Here is a 14,820-nt window from a genome sequence, read left to right on the forward strand (position 1 = left end):
ACGCCTGGCACCCGCGACACCTTGCCTGCCGGTACCCGCGAGGCCGGCCCCCGCGCCCCGGAACGTGACGAGGTACGCAGCGGACTCGTCCCGTATCGCGCCCGCGTCGGCGTAGCGTCGTCAGTTCGCGGCACGCACCGCACCCTCATCACCCGTACACCCGAGACCACCCGTACACCCGAGACCACCCGTACACCCGAGACCACCCGTACACCCAGTACACCTCGTCCACCCACCAGGACCGGCGATCCACGTGAGCTCCTCCTCCACCACCCGGCACAGTCCGCACCGTCAGGCACGGCAGCGGACCGCGGGCGCGTACCGACTGGTGCGCACCCCGCCGGGCTCCGTGGATCCCCCTCTCCTGGACGCGGCGCAACGCGCGGTGGTTGACCACCCCGGCGGCCCGCTCCTGGTGCTCGCCGGACCCGGCACCGGCAAGACGACCACGCTCGTCGAGACGGTCGCCGCGCGCGTGGCACGGGGCGCGGACCCGGCCCGCCTCCTGGTCCTCACCTTCAGCCGCAAGGCCGCCGTGGAACTGCGCGACCGGATGGCCGCCCGGCTCGGTGCCGCCCGCGGTCCGCAGGCCACCACGTTCCACTCCTTCTGCTACGCGCTGGTCCGGTCCCATCAGGACGCCGACCTCTTCGCCGAACCGATGCGGCTGCTCTCCGGGCCGGAGCAGGACGTGACCGTCCGCGAGCTGCTCGCCGGCCAGCTCGAACTGGAACGGGACGGCTTCCCGCACATCCGCTGGCCCGACGAGCTGCGGGCCTGCCTGACCACGCGCGGTTTCGCCGACGAGGTACGGGCGGTGCTCGCCCGCAGCCGCGAACTGGGTCTGGCCCCGGACGCGCTGGCCGACTTCGCCCGCCGCACCGGCCGGCCGGACTGGGGCGCCGCCGCCGAGTTCCTCGCCGAGTACCTGGACGTGCTGGACGCGCAGGGGGTGCTGGACTACGCGGAGCTGGTGCACCGGGCCGTGCTGCTCGCGGAGCGCCCCGAGGTGTCCGCGCTGCTGGCCGGGCGGTACGACGCGGTGTTCGTGGACGAGTACCAGGACACGGACCCGGCGCAGGTACGGCTGCTGCACGCGCTGGCCGGCAACCGGGGGAGCGCCCCGGGCGCCGGGGGCGGGCGGGACCTGATCGCCTTCGGTGACCCGGACCAGTCGATCTACGCGTTCCGGGGCGCCGATGTGAACGGCATCCCCGACTTCCCGGAGAGGTTCCGGCGGGCGGACGGCGCTCCGGCTCCGGTCGGCGTCCTCACCACCTCGCGCCGCTCCGGCGGACAGCTGCTGGCCGCCACCCGGCTGCTCACCCGCCGGATGCCGCTGACCCGGCTGCCCTCGGCGAAGGTCCGCGCCCACCGGGAGCTCGCCGCGGTCCGTGAGGGCGGCAGCGTGGAGGCGTACACCTATCCGACCGCCTCCGCCGAGCTCGACAACATCGCCGACCTGCTGCGCCGGGCCCATCTGGAGGACGGCGTCCCGTGGCACGAGATGGCGGTGCTCGTACGGGCCGGAGGCCGCACGATCCCCTCGGTGCGCCGGGCCCTGACGTCGGCGGGCGTGCCCCTGGAGGTCGACGGCGACGACCTCCCCCTGCGCCACGAACCGGCGGTGGCCCCGCTCCTGACCGCCCTCCGCGCGGTCGCCACGGCGGCCCTGCGCCGGGGTGCGCCGGGTGCGGAGGCCTCGGCGGGCGCGACTGCGCCGGAGGGTGTGTCTGTTCCGGCGGGTGCGGAGGCTTCGGAGGGCGCGGCTGTCTCGGCGGGTACGACTGCGTCGGAGGGTGTGTCTGTTCCGGCGGGTGCGGAGGCTTCGGAGGGCGCGGCTGTCTCGGCGGGTGCGACTGCGTCGGAGGGTGCGAGGGCTTCGGCGGATGCGGCTGTTCCGGAGAGCGTGGAGGCTCCGGCGGATGCGGCTGTCCCGGAGGACGCGGCTGGGAGGGCTTCGGCGGGTGCGGCTCCGGAGGCTCCCGTTCCGGGCCGGGAACCCGACGCGTCCACCGAGGAACCGCCCGCCCCCGACACGCCCTCCTGGCTGGACACCGAGACCGCCCTGGCCCTTCTCACCTCCCCTCTCGGCGCCATGGACGCGGCCGACCTGCGCCGGCTCGGCCGCGCCCTGCGCGACGAGGAGCGGGCTGCCGGAAATCGCGTACCGGCCCCCTCCGGCGACCTGCTGGCCCGCGCGCTCGCCGAGCCCGAACGGCTTGTCGCGCACGACCCGGCGTACGCGCGCGGAGCCCAGCGCCTCGGTGCGCTCCTGCGCAAGGCGCGTGAGCTCCTCGAAGGCGGCGGTACCGCGGAGGAGGCGCTGTGGGAGCTGTGGGCCGGCACCCCGTGGCCGGGGCGGCTGGAGCGTGCCGCGCTGCGCGGGGGTTCGGGCGGTCGCAACGCCGACCGCGACCTCGACGCCGTCTGCGCCCTCTTCGACACCGCGGCCCGCGCCGAGGAGCGCACCGGCGGGCGCGGTGCGTTGAACTTCCTGGAGGAGGTCGACGCCCAGGACATCGCCGCCGACACCCTCTCCAGGCGCGCCGTGCGTCCCGACGCCGTACGGCTGATGACCGCACACCGGTCCAAGGGCCTGGAGTGGCGCCTCGTCGTCGTCGCGGGCGTGCAGGAGGGGCTCTGGCCGGACCTGCGCCGCCGCGGCTCGCTGCTCGAAGCGGACCGGATCGGCCGTGACGGGCTGGCCGAGCCGCTCACCCCCGGTGCCCTCCTCGCCGAGGAACGCCGCCTCTTCTACGTCGCGGCGACCCGTGCGCGTGAACGCCTCGTCGTCACCGCGGTCAAGGCGGCCGCCGACGACGGCGACCAGGCGTCCCGTTTCCTCGCCGAACTCGGTGCCGAACCGCGCGACGTCACCGGCCGCCCGCGCCGCCCGCTCGCCGTCGCCGCGCTCGTCGCGGAACTCCGCGCCACCACCGTCGACCCCGACGCCTCCGACGCCCTGCGCGAGGAGGCCGCCCACCGCCTCGCCCGCCTCGCCGCACTCACCGACGACGAGGACCGGCCACTGGTACCCGCGGCCCACCCCTACCGCTGGTGGGGCCTGTACGAGCCGACCCGTTCCGCCGTCCCGCTCCGCGACCGGGACCGGCCCGTGGCCCTCTCCGGCAGCGCGCTCGACCAGCTGGCCCACACCTGCGCGCTCCAGTGGTTCCTCGGCCGCGAGGTGAAGGCGGACGCTCCGGCGACGGCCGCGCAGGGCTTCGGCAACGTCGTCCACGTCCTGGCCGACGAGGTGGCCTCCGGGCGCACCCCCGCCGATCTGGCCGTCCTGATGGAGCGCCTGGACTCGGTCTGGGACGGCCTCGTCTTCGACGCCCCCTGGAAGTCCCGGCAGGAGAAGGAGCAGGCGAGGGTCGCCCTCGAACGCTTCCTGCGCTGGCACGTCATGGACCGCGCCGGACGCGCCCCCGCCGCCAGCGAGCACGACTTCGACGTGACCCTGGAGGCGGGGGAGTACGAGGTACGCATCCGGGGCTCGATGGACCGCGTCGAGCAGGACGCCGAGGGCCGGGCGTACGTCGTCGACTTCAAGACCGGCAAACAGTCCCCGACGAAGGACGAGGTCGCCCGCCACCCCCAGCTCGCCGTGTACCAGCTGGCCGTCCGGGAAGGAGCGGTCGACGAGATCTTCGACGGCAGGCGCCCCGAGCCCGGCGGCGCCGAACTCGTACAGCTGCGCCAGCCCGCCCCCAAGAAGGAGGGAGGCGACGCCCTTCCCAAGGTGCAGGCCCAGGAACCGCTCTCCGGCGAGTGGGTGTCCGACCTGCTGGCCACGGCCGCCGGACGGGTCCTGGACGAACGGTTCACCCCCACGACCGGCCAGCACTGCACGCACTGCGCCTTCCGGGCCTCGTGCAGCGCGCAGCCGGAGGGCCGCCACGTCCTGGAGTGAGCCGCCACCTCCTGCGGTGGTCGTCACGTCCTGGAGTGGGCCGCCACGCTCCGGAGTGGGCCGTCACGTCCTGGAGTGGGCCGCCACGCTCCGGAGTGGGCCGCCACGCTCCGGAGTGGGCCGCCACGCTCCGGAGTGGACCGCCACGCCCCGGAGTGGACCGTCACGCTCCGGAGTGAGCTGCCACGCCCCGAAGCGAGCGGGGCGCCGGGCAGGCGCCGACCCGCACATTGTCGGTGCGTCCGGTTAGCCTCGGTCGGGTGTCCTCACGCATCACTGATCCCGAGCAGCTGAAGGAGCTCCTCGGGATCCCGTTCACCCCGGAGCAGACGGCCTGCATCACGGCGCCGCCCGCCCCGCAGGTGATCGTGGCCGGAGCCGGGTCGGGGAAGACCACGGTGATGGCGGCGCGCGTGGTGTGGCTGGTGGGGACGGGGCAGGTGGCCCCCGAGCAGGTCCTCGGACTCACCTTCACCAACAAGGCGGCGGGCGAGCTCGCCGAGCGCGTCCGCAAGGCCCTCGTCGCGGCCGGGGTCACCGATCCGGACGCCCTCGACCCGGACAACCCTCCGGGCGAGCCCAGCATCTCCACGTACCACGCCTTCGCCGGCCGGCTCCTCACCGAGCACGGGCTGCGCATCGGCCTCGAACCCACCACGCGCCTCCTCGCCGACGCCACCCGCTACCAGCTCGCCGCCCGCGTGCTGCGCGAGGCCCCCGGCCCGTACCCGGCTCTGACCAGGTCGTTCCCCACGCTGGTCAGTGATCTGCTGGCCCTCGACGCCGAGCTGGCCGAGCATCTCGTACGCCCCGGACAACTCGCGGAGTACGACACCGAACTGCTCCGTACGCTCGAATCGGCCCGGCTCACCAACGCCGAGCTGCGCAAGATCCCCGAGATCGCCGAGGCCCGCCGCGAACTGCTGGAACTGACCCGCCGCTACCGCGAGGCCAAGAAGAGCCGCGACCTCCTCGACTTCGGCGACCAGATCGCCCTCTCCGCCGAGCTGGCCCTCACCCGGCCCGAGGTCGGCGCGATCCTGCGCGACGAGTTCCGCGTCGTACTGCTCGACGAGTACCAGGACACCTCGGTCGCCCAGCGGCTGCTGCTCTCCGCCCTCTTCGGCCGCGGCCCCGAAGGAGCGGCGCCGACCGGGCACGCCGTCACCGCGGTCGGCGACCCCTGCCAGGCGATCTACGGCTGGCGCGGGGCCTCCGTGGCCAACCTCGACGACTTCCCCCGCCACTTCCCGCACGCCGACGGCACCCCCGCCACCCGCTACTCCCTCAGCGAGAACCGCCGCAGCGGCGGCCGTCTCCTCCACCTCGCCAACGGCCTCGCCGCACCCCTGCGCGCCCTGCACGAGGGCGTCGAGGCCCTGCGTCCCGCCCCGGGCGCCGAGCGCGACGGCATCGTCCGCTGCGCCCTGCTCCGTACCCACTCCGAAGAGATCGACTGGCTCGCCGACTCGATCGCCCACCTCGTGGGAACGGGAAAGGCACCCGGCGAGATAGCCGTCCTGTGCCGCACCGCGGGCGACTTCCCGGAGATCCAGGCCGCGCTGGTCGCCCGCGACATCCCCGTCGAGGTCGTCGGCCTGTCCGGGCTGCTGCACCTGCCCGAGGTCGCCGACCTCGTCGCGGTCTGCGAAGTCCTCCAGGACCCCGGCGCCAACGCCTCCCTGGTCCGGCTGCTCACCGGCCCCCGCTGGCGGATCGGCCCCCGGGACCTGGCACTCCTCGGCCGCCGCGCCCGCCTCCTCGTCCACCGCGCGGCCCATGGCGACGAGGACGGCTTCGACCCCGACCGCCGCCTCGCCGAGGCCGTCGAAGGCATCGACCCGGCCGAAGTGATCTCGCTCGCCGACGCGCTGGACACCTTCCTCGAATCGGGCGGCGGCGTGGACGACGGACTTCCGTTCTCCGCCGAGGCCCGCGTCCGCTTCGCCCACCTGGCCGCCGAACTGCGCGACCTGCGCCGCTCGCTGGCCGATCCCCTGATGGACGTGCTCCACCGCGTCCTCGCCACCACCGGCCTGGAGGTCGAGCTCTCCGCGTCGCCGCACGCGCTGGCCGCCCGCCGCCGCGAGACGCTCGCCAACTTCCTGGACGTGGCGGCCCGCTTCGCCACCGTCGACGGCGAGGCCACCCTCCTCGCCTTCCTGGGCTTCCTGCGCACCGCCGTGCAGTACGAGAAGGGCCTGGACAACGCCCTGCCCGGCGGCGAGAACACCGTCAAGGTCCTCACCGCGCACAAGTCCAAGGGCCTGGAGTGGGACGTCGTCGCGGTGCCCGGCCTGGTCACCGGCCAGTTCCCCAGCAGCCAGTCCCGCGACGCCTGGACCTCCCAGTCGAAGGTCCTCCCGCACGCCCTGCGCGGGGACACGGCCACCCTCCCCGTCGTCCACTCCTGGGACGCCAAGGGACTCAAGGGCTTCAAGGAGGAGATGAAGGAGCACCAGCACACCGAGGAGCTCCGCCTCGGATACGTCACCTTCACCCGGCCCCGCACCCTGCTGCTCGGCTCCGGCCACTGGTGGGGTCCGAGCCAGAAGAAGCCGCGCGGCCCGTCCGGCTTCCTGCACGCGCTGTACGAGCACTGCGCGGCCGGACACGGCGAGATCGAGGTCTGGGCGGACGAACCGGCCGAGGACGAGGAGAACCCGGCGCTCGCCGGGAAGGAGGCCGACCACGCGTGGCCGCTTCCCCTCGACGACGTCGCGCTGAGCCGCCGCCGGGCCGCCGCGGACACCGTCATGGCACATCTGGAGTCCCTGGCCGCGGCGGGAGGTGCGCCGGACGCGTACGAGGCGCCGCCCGCCGCCCCGGGTCCGCACGACGGCCCGTCCCCCGACGACGCCCCGTACGACGACGACCCGTTCCCCGACGAGGATCCGTTCCCCGGCGACGAGGCGTATCCCGACGGCGCCGACGACTGGGACACGCTGTCGACGGAGCCTCCCGCCCCCGCACCGCCCGCCCCGGCCCCCACACCGCGCACCCCCACCCCGCACGTCCCGGCGGCCCGCGCCCCGGAGTGCGCCGGGGCACACCACCTCACCCCCGAGGAGTCCCGCACCCTCGCCTCCTGGGACCGCGACCTCGACGCCCTCACCGGCGAACTGCGCCGCGCCCGCGCCACCGTGCGCGACGTCCTCGTGCCCGCCTCGCTCTCGGCCACCCAGCTGCTGCGCCTCGCCGACGACCCCGACGGCTTCGCCCAGGAGCTGGCCCGCCCCATGCCCCGGCCCCCGCAGCCCGCGGCCCGCCGGGGCACGCGCTTCCACGCGTGGGTGGAGTCCCGCTTCGAGGAGCTGCCACTGCCCATGCTCGGACCGGACGAGCTGCCCGGCGGTGACGAGAGCGACGCCGAGATCGCCGACGAGCGCGACCTCGCCGCGCTCAAGGAGGCCTTCGAGCGCACCCCGTACGCCCGCCGCACCCCGTACCGCGTGGAGACACCGTTCCAGATCACCCTGGCCGGCCGGGTGGTCCGGGGCCGTATCGACGCGGTGTACCGCACCGGGGAGACCTACGAGATCGTCGACTGGAAGACCGCCCGCGCCCATACCGCCGACCCCCTCCAGCTCGCGGTCTACCGCCTGGCCTGGGCCGAGCTGCACGACCTGCCGCTCACCGCCGTCACCGCCACGTTCCTGTACGTACGCAGCGGAGAGACCGTCCGCCCCACCCGCCTGCCGGGCCGGGCGGAACTGGAGCGTCTCCTGTGGGACGAGCCACCTCCGACGGGCCGATAGGCTCAAGGCCATGAGCGACACCCCGGACAGCGCCGTCCGTACGTACACCGATCAACACCGCACAGCCTTCCTCGACGACCTCGCCGACTGGCTGCGCATCCCGTCCGTATCCGCCCAGCCGGAGCACGCCGGGGACGTACGACGCAGCGCCGAGTGGCTGTCCGCCAAGCTCAGGGAGACCGGCTTCCCGGTCACCGAGATCTGGGAGACACCCGGCGCTCCCGCGGTCTTCGCCGAGTGGGCCTCGGACGACCCGGACGCCCCGACCGTCCTTGTCTACGGGCACCACGACGTGCAGCCCGCCGCCCGCGAGGACGGCTGGGACACCGACCCCTTCGAGCCGGTGATCCGCGACGGCCGCATGTACGGGCGGGGCGCCGCCGACGACAAGGGGCAGGTGTTCTTCCACACCCTCGGCGTCCGCGCCCACCTCGCCACCACCGGCCGCACCACCCCGGCCGTCAACCTCAAACTGCTGATCGAGGGCGAGGAGGAGTCCGGCTCCCCGAATTTCCGCGCCCTGGTCGAGGAGCGGGCCGCCCGGCTCACCGCCGATGCCGTGATCGTCTCCGACACCGGCATGTGGGACGAGACGACCCCCACCGTCTGCACGGGCATGCGCGGCCTCGCCGAGTGCGAGATCGAGCTGCACGGCCCGGAGCAGGACATTCACTCCGGTTCGTTCGGCGGCGCGGTCCCCAACCCCGCGACGGCCGTGGCCCGGCTCGTCGCCGCGCTGCACGACGCGGACGGCCGGGTCGCGATCCCCGGTTTCTACGACGGAGTGGCAGAACTCACCGACACCGAGCGCGCGCTCTTCGCCGAACTCCCCTTCGACGAGGCGACCTGGCTGCGTACCGCCAAGTCCCGAGCGGCGTCGGGCGAGGCCGGCTACTCCACGCTGGAGCGCATCTGGGCCCGCCCCACGGCAGAGGTCAACGGCATCGGCGGCGGGTACCAGGGTGCCGGAAGCAAGACGATCGTCCCGTCCTCCGCCCTGGTGAAGATCAGCTTCCGGCTGGTCGCGGGCCAGGACCCCGACCATGTCCAGCAGGCCGTCCGGGCCTGGGCGGAGGCGCAGGTCCCGGCCGGTGTCCGGCACCGGATCGCCTTCGCCCCCGCCACCCGCCCCTGCCTGACGCCGCTGGACCACCCGGCCCTGCGGGCCGTGGCCCGCGCCATGGGACGGGCCTTCGGCCAGAAGATCCTCTTCACCCGCGAAGGAGGCTCGGGGCCCGCCGCCGACCTGCAGGACGTGCTCGGCGCACCCGTCCTCTTCCTGGGCATCTCCGTACCGTCCGACGGCTGGCACGCCCCCGACGAGAAGGTCGAACTCGACCTCCTGTTCAAGGGCGTCGAGACAGCGGCCCACCTCTGGGGCGAACTGGCCGCCGCACTCCGCTGAATCCTCTGAACACCCGATCCATCCCGGGGGAGTAGGAAGCACCTGTGAGCACCTTCGACAACGCCACCGCAGACCGGCCCATCGGTCTCACGGCGCCCAGCGGCATCGACCGCGCGGCGCACCACCGCCTCGACGAGGCCTGGCTGTCCGCCGCGTGGAGCCACCCGACCACCCGTGTGTTCGTCGTCTCCGGCGGGCAGGTGCTGATCGACGACACGGCCGACGGCGGCACGGAGATCGTCATGACCCCGGCCTTCGACGCCCCGGTCACCGAGACCCACCGCTACTTCCTCGGCACCGACGAGGACGGCGTCAGCTACTTCGCGCTCCAGAAGGACTCCCTGCCCGGACGCATGGACCAGCCGGCCCGCCCGGCCGGCCTGCGCGAGGCCGGGCTGCTGCTCGGCCCCCGCGACGCCGGCCTGATGGTGCACGCGGTGGCGCTGGAGAACTGGCAGCGCCTGCACCGCTTCTGCTCACGCTGCGGCGAACGCACGGTCATCGCGGCGGCCGGTCACATCCGCCGCTGCCCGGCGTGCGGCGCCGAGCACTACCCGCGTACGGACCCCGCCGTCATCATGCTGGTGACGGACGACCAGGACCGCGCCCTGCTGGGCCGCCAGGTGCACTGGCCCGAGGGCCGCTTCTCGACGCTCGCGGGCTTCGTCGAGCCGGGGGAGTCGATCGAGCAGTCCGTCGCCCGCGAGGTCTTCGAGGAGGCGGGCATCACCGTCGGCGAGGTCGAGTACATCGCCAGCCAGCCCTGGCCCTTCCCGTCCAGCCTGATGCTCGGCTTCATGGCACGGGCGACGTCCTCCGAGATCGACGTGGACGGCGAGGAGATCGAGGAGGCCCGCTGGTTCTCCCGCGAGGACCTGACGGCGGCGTTCGAGTCGGGAGAGGTCATGCCCCCGTTCGGCATCTCGATCGCGGCCCGCCTGATCGAGCTCTGGTACGGCAAACCGCTCCCGAAGCCGGGCACCGTCGGCTGACGTTCGACTCACCGCCGGCGGACGATCGCGCCCGCGGACGGGCACGGCAACGCCCCCTCCGGTCGGGCTTGAGTACCGGAGGGGGCGCGGCCGTGCTGCGGGAGCGGCGGAATCAGACGGCGAGCGCCTGCTTCACCTGGGCCAGGGACGGGTTCGTCATGACGGCCTCGACGCCCGTGGAGGCGACCACCAGGACGGTGGGAACGGTCTGATTGCCCCCGTTGGCCTTCTCGACGAAGGCCGCGGAATCCGGGTCCTGCTCGATGTTGATCTCGTTGTACGCGATGCCCTCGCGGTCCATCTGGCTCTTGAGCCGACGGCAGTAGCCGCACCACGTGGTGCTGTACATCGTCACAGTGCCCGGCATGTCTTCGCGCTCCTCTGTCTCGTCAGTCGTATCGGACGCGTCCCCGGACTCGTCTGTCCGCTCGGACGCGTCTGTCTCATCCGTCTCATCCGGCACGCGGAGAAGCTGGAAAGTGCGTCGCCGCACGGAAAGGGAACGTACGTGAGGCAACCACCATTCCCGCCGCCACCCCCGCATAAGTACGACCGATACGGCCCCCCTGTGGACAACTTCCGCACCGGCCTCATCCGACCTGGCAGCATGGCGGGGTGACAGCAGCAACGCATTCCTCCCTCTTCCCGCAGGTCCCCGAGTCGGCCGACGCCGTGCTCGACGGCCTGGACCCCGAGCAGCGCGAGGTCGCCACGGCCCTGCACGGCCCGGTGTGCGTGCTGGCCGGAGCCGGTACGGGCAAGACGCGTGCGATCACGCACCGCATCGCCTACGGAGTGCGTGCCGGAATACTCCAGCCGACGAGCGTGCTCGCCGTCACCTTCACCAACCGGGCCGCGGGCGAGATGCGGGGGCGGCTGCGCCAGCTCGGCGCGGGCGGGGTGCAGGCGCGGACGTTCCACTCCGCCGCCCTGCGCCAGCTCCAGTACTTCTGGCCGAAAGCGGTCGGCGGTGACCTGCCGAGGCTGCTGGAGCGCAAGGTCCAGCTGGTCGCCGAGGCCGCGGCCCGCTGCCGCATCCGCCTCGACCGCAACGAGCTGCGCGATGTCACCAGCGAGATCGAGTGGTCCAAGGTCACCCAGACCGTGCCCGCCGACTATCCGGCCGTGGTCGCCAAGACCCAGCGCGACGCCCCGCGCGACCCGGCCGAGATCTCCCAGATCTACGCGATGTACGAGCAGCTGAAGCGCGACCGCTCGGTGATCGACTTCGAGGATGTGCTGCTTCTCACCGTCGCCATCCTCCAGGACCGCCACGACATCGCCGACCACGTCCGCCGCCAGTACCAGCACTTCGTCGTCGACGAGTACCAGGACGTCAGCCCGCTTCAGCAGCGGCTGCTGGATCTCTGGCTCGGTGACCGGGACACCCTGTGCGTCGTCGGTGACGCCAGTCAGACGATCTACTCCTTCACCGGAGCCACCCCCGACCACCTCCTGAATTTCCGTACCCGCCACCCCCGGGCGACGGTGGTCAAGCTGGTCCGGGACTACCGCTCCACCCCCCAGGTCGTCCATCTGGCCAACGGGCTGCTCGGCCAGGCCCGCGGCCGCGCCGCCGAGCACCGGCTCGAACTGGTCTCGCAGCGCGAGCCCGGCCCCGAGCCCGCCTACACGGAGTACGCGGACGAGCCCGCGGAGGCCGAGGGCACCGCCCGCCGCATCCGCGATCTGATCGCCGCGGGCGTCCCGGCCGGCGAGATCGCCGTGCTCTACCGGGTCAACTCCCAGTCCGAGGTCTACGAACAGGCCCTGGCCGACGCGGGCGTGCCCTACCAGCTGCGGGGCGCCGAGCGCTTCTTCGAACGGGCGGAGGTACGGGAGGCGGGCGTCGCCCTGCGCGGCGCGGCCCGCGCGGGGGGCAACGACTCCCTGCTCGACGACGCGGAGGGGCTGCCGGCGGAGGTGCGTGCGGTGCTCTCCACCAAGGGGTGGACCTCGGAGCCGCCCGCGGGCTCCGGAGCGGTGCGCGACCGCTGGGAGTCCCTGGCCGCCCTGGTCCGGCTCGCCGAGGACTTCGAACAGGCCAAGCCGGGCGCGACGCTCTCCGATCTGGTGGCGGAGCTCGACGAGCGGGCCGCCGCCCAGCACGCCCCCACCGTCCAGGGGGTCACTCTCGCCTCGCTGCACTCGGCGAAGGGCCTGGAGTGGGACGCCGTGTTCTTGGTCGGGCTGACCGAGGGCATGATGCCGATCACCTACGCCAAGACCGACGAGCAGATCGAGGAGGAGCGCCGGCTGCTGTACGTCGGCGTCACCCGGGCGCGCCTGCACCTCTCGCTGTCGTGGTCGCTGTCCCGCTCACCCGGGGGCCGCGCCGGACGCCGCCCGAGCCGGTTCCTGAACGGGATGCGTCCCGGCTCGGCGGCGGCTCCCGGCACGCGTGGCGCGGCGGGTGGCGGCGGGATCGAGCGGGGCGCCGGACCGGTCGCCCGGCGCAGCCGCCGCGGTCCTGCCCGGTGCCGCGTCTGCGGCAAGACCCTCACCGACGCGGGCGAGATGAAGCTGATGCGCTGCGACGACTGCCCCTCCGACATGGACGAGGCGCTGTACGAGCGGCTGCGCGACTGGCGGGCGGTCCGGGCGAAGGAGATCGGCCAGCCCGCGTACTGCGTCTTCACGGACAAGACGCTGATGGCGATCGCGGAGACGGTGCCGGGCAGCGCGGGAGAACTGGCCGTGATCTCCGGAGTCGGCGCGCGGAAGCTGGACCGGTTCGGGACCGCGGTACTCGCCATTTGCGCAGGTGAGACGGTAGGGGAAGGACACGGGGGCGTCGTTGACGAGGTGTGAGAAAAACTCGTCGAAAAAATAGTTTGCGCCTGCCCCAGTCATCACCATAGGTTCTTAACCACGGGAACAGCGACTTCTCTGAAGCCCTAGTCCTGTGCTGTACTTATCCGAATACGCAGGACCGGCCCGCCGGTCCCCCCGAGACGCCGAGAGGAGGCGATTGAAGTGATCAGCATCATCGAGACCAACAAAATGACCGATCTCTCGGTCGTCTCCGCCTGCTCGCTCGGCCTCGCCTGCTCTTCCGAGTCCTCGCTCCGTGGCACCGGTCTGTCCGGCATCTCTGCCGCCGGCCCGCTGTCCTCGGCGAGCCTCCCCGTGCGGGAGCGCAATGAGCGACCGACCCAGGCACCGGCAGCAGCAGTAGCGAAGGGACAGGCCCAGGCCTATGCCTTTGCGGCCGTCGGTGCGGGAGCGGAATCCGGCGCCAAGAAGCAGATGACACACCACCACACGATGTGGGCCTTCCGTGGGCCTGAACCCTGGAGTGATCCAGCCTGATTCGCCATCAGGCCGGCGCCTTCAGGGCCGCGGAACCCCACTCGGGATCCGCGGCCCTTTTGTTTTGTCCAAACGGACGAGACAGCGCGAAGGAGCCTCGGGACAAGCAGCACCCGGTACCAGCCGCCACCCGGCCAACAGGCCGGAACGACCAGACGAGGACACCACCCACCGTGCAACTCGAAGCGCACGCCCCGTCCGTACCGCCTTCCGACACGATCCCGCCGCCCGGCCTCACGGAGGACTCCACCTTGACCCCCCTCACCGCGCTCACCGCGCTCGACGACGCCATCGAGAACCTCGGCGTGCCCGTCCCCTGCCGCTCCTACGACCCGGAGGTCTTCTTCGCCGAGTCGCCGGCCGATGTCGAGTACGCCAAGTCCCTCTGCCGCACCTGCCCGCTCGTCGAGGCCTGCCTCGCCGGCGCCAAGGAGCGTCGCGAGCCGTGGGGCGTCTGGGGCGGTGAGCTCTTCATCCAGGGCGTCGTCGTCGCTCGCAAGCGGCCGCGTGGTCGTCCGCGCAAGAACCCGGTCGCGGCGTGATCGCCGGACTGGGGGTCGCGGCCCCCAAACCCATGAAGCGCATCGGAACCATCGACCGTCCCCACACCCACGATCCCCGAAATCAGGCACCAATGTCCGTCCCCACGAATGAGCCCGTCGGCTCCGCAACACCGAACGTCACGATCATCGGCGCGAACGACTCGCGTCAGAACAGGACCCGCGAGATGCAACTCATTCCAGAAGCCCTGGCTCGTGCGCATATGCACGACCGCCTGAGGGAAGCCGACACGCAACGCCGGGCCGTGCGCCTGGTCACCGCGCGCCGGATGCAGCGCCGGGCCGAGCGCGCCTCGATGCGCGCCCGCCGTGCGCTGGCCATGGCGGTCATGCACTAGCCGGGCAGGACACCAGCAGCACCCGCTGCCGGGCAGCCGCTCTGCCCGGCAGCAATCAGTACCCATGCTCAGTACCCCTTCCGCGGGGCCGGTCCGAACGGACCGGCCCCGCGGTCGTGCTGTGTGGTGCCGCGCGGCACGGTGGCGGCGGAATTGTCGTCACCACGTGGACGAGGAGACTCATCACCGGATGCGGCAACCCGCGCAGAGGACACCGCAGTGGCCGCGTGCGCCCTGTGCGATGCCTCCGCCGGCAGCGAGACCGCACCGCCGACCTGGAGCTGTTCGGTCGAGAACGGCAGCCACCAGTACGTCTGCGAAAAGTGCGCCCGCACCCATATCAGGGCGATCGAGAGCCGCCTCGACTCCGCCTGGTGGTGAGGCCGGTGCGTGACGTCTGGCGGTGACACATGAGGTGTGCGCCGGGGAGTGACCCATGAGGCGTGCGCCAGGGAGTGACACACGGGGCGTGCGCTTGGTGGTGGCGCTCGGGGCACGAAACCCGGGGCTGTGGGGCCGGGGTGTGACGGTCCGGG

General features: G+C 72.9%; 10 protein-coding genes. 9 read left to right on the forward strand and 1 reads right to left on the reverse strand.

Annotated features, from left to right (window positions below; translation table 11 throughout):
• Window positions 1–253 precede the first annotated feature (253 nt).
• From ACFVT1_RS11625 to nudC, 4 genes are all read left to right on the forward strand, one after another.
• A complete protein-coding gene (locus ACFVT1_RS11625; RefSeq protein ID WP_389794334.1) occupies window positions 254–3,919 on the forward strand; it encodes a UvrD-helicase domain-containing protein in 3,666 nt (1,221 codons plus the stop codon).
• A gap of 260 nt (window positions 3,920–4,179) precedes the next feature.
• Complete coding sequence (locus tag ACFVT1_RS11630; RefSeq protein WP_389794335.1) at window positions 4,180–7,677, forward strand: UvrD-helicase domain-containing protein; 3,498 nt, start codon at window positions 4,180–4,182, stop codon at window positions 7,675–7,677.
• 10 nt (window positions 7,678–7,687) lie between these two features.
• Window positions 7,688–9,082, forward strand: coding sequence for a dipeptidase (locus ACFVT1_RS11635; RefSeq protein WP_389794336.1), 1,395 nt, complete (start codon window positions 7,688–7,690; stop codon window positions 9,080–9,082).
• A gap of 44 nt (window positions 9,083–9,126) precedes the next feature.
• Window positions 9,127–10,074, forward strand: coding sequence for an NAD(+) diphosphatase (gene nudC / locus ACFVT1_RS11640; protein WP_362200594.1), 948 nt, complete (start codon window positions 9,127–9,129; stop codon window positions 10,072–10,074).
• A 112-nt stretch (window positions 10,075–10,186) separates the two neighbouring features.
• Here nudC and ACFVT1_RS11645 read toward each other — a convergent pair whose 3' ends face one another.
• Window positions 10,187–10,441, reverse strand: a complete 255-nt coding sequence (locus ACFVT1_RS11645; RefSeq protein WP_389794337.1) for a mycoredoxin — start codon at window positions 10,439–10,441, stop codon at window positions 10,187–10,189.
• Window positions 10,442–10,689: 248 nt separating this feature from the next.
• Here ACFVT1_RS11645 and ACFVT1_RS11650 point away from each other — a divergent pair, with 248 nt between their 5' ends.
• From ACFVT1_RS11650 to ACFVT1_RS11670, 5 genes are all read left to right on the forward strand, one after another.
• Complete coding sequence (locus tag ACFVT1_RS11650) at window positions 10,690–12,885, forward strand: ATP-dependent DNA helicase UvrD2 (protein WP_389794338.1); 2,196 nt, start codon at window positions 10,690–10,692, stop codon at window positions 12,883–12,885.
• Window positions 12,886–13,050: 165 nt separating this feature from the next.
• Window positions 13,051–13,386, forward strand: a complete 336-nt coding sequence (locus tag ACFVT1_RS11655) for a hypothetical protein (protein WP_389794339.1) — start codon at window positions 13,051–13,053, stop codon at window positions 13,384–13,386.
• A 173-nt stretch (window positions 13,387–13,559) separates the two neighbouring features.
• Window positions 13,560–13,928: a WhiB family transcriptional regulator gene (locus ACFVT1_RS11660; RefSeq protein ID WP_362200603.1), complete on the forward strand. Its 369-nt coding sequence runs from the start codon at window positions 13,560–13,562 to the stop codon at window positions 13,926–13,928.
• A gap of 32 nt (window positions 13,929–13,960) precedes the next feature.
• A complete protein-coding gene (locus ACFVT1_RS11665) occupies window positions 13,961–14,284 on the forward strand; it encodes a hypothetical protein (protein ID WP_362200959.1) in 324 nt (107 codons plus the stop codon).
• Between the two features lie 219 nt (window positions 14,285–14,503).
• The gene (locus tag ACFVT1_RS11670) at window positions 14,504–14,665 is read left to right on the forward strand and encodes a hypothetical protein (protein WP_389794340.1); all 162 of its coding nucleotides are present in this window, start codon (window positions 14,504–14,506) and stop codon (window positions 14,663–14,665) included.
• Window positions 14,666–14,820: the final 155 nt, after the last annotated feature.

This window comes from Streptomyces sp. NPDC057963 (assembly GCF_042887155.1).
In the GTDB taxonomy this organism is placed as follows: Bacteria; Actinomycetota; Actinomycetes; order Streptomycetales; family Streptomycetaceae; genus Streptomyces.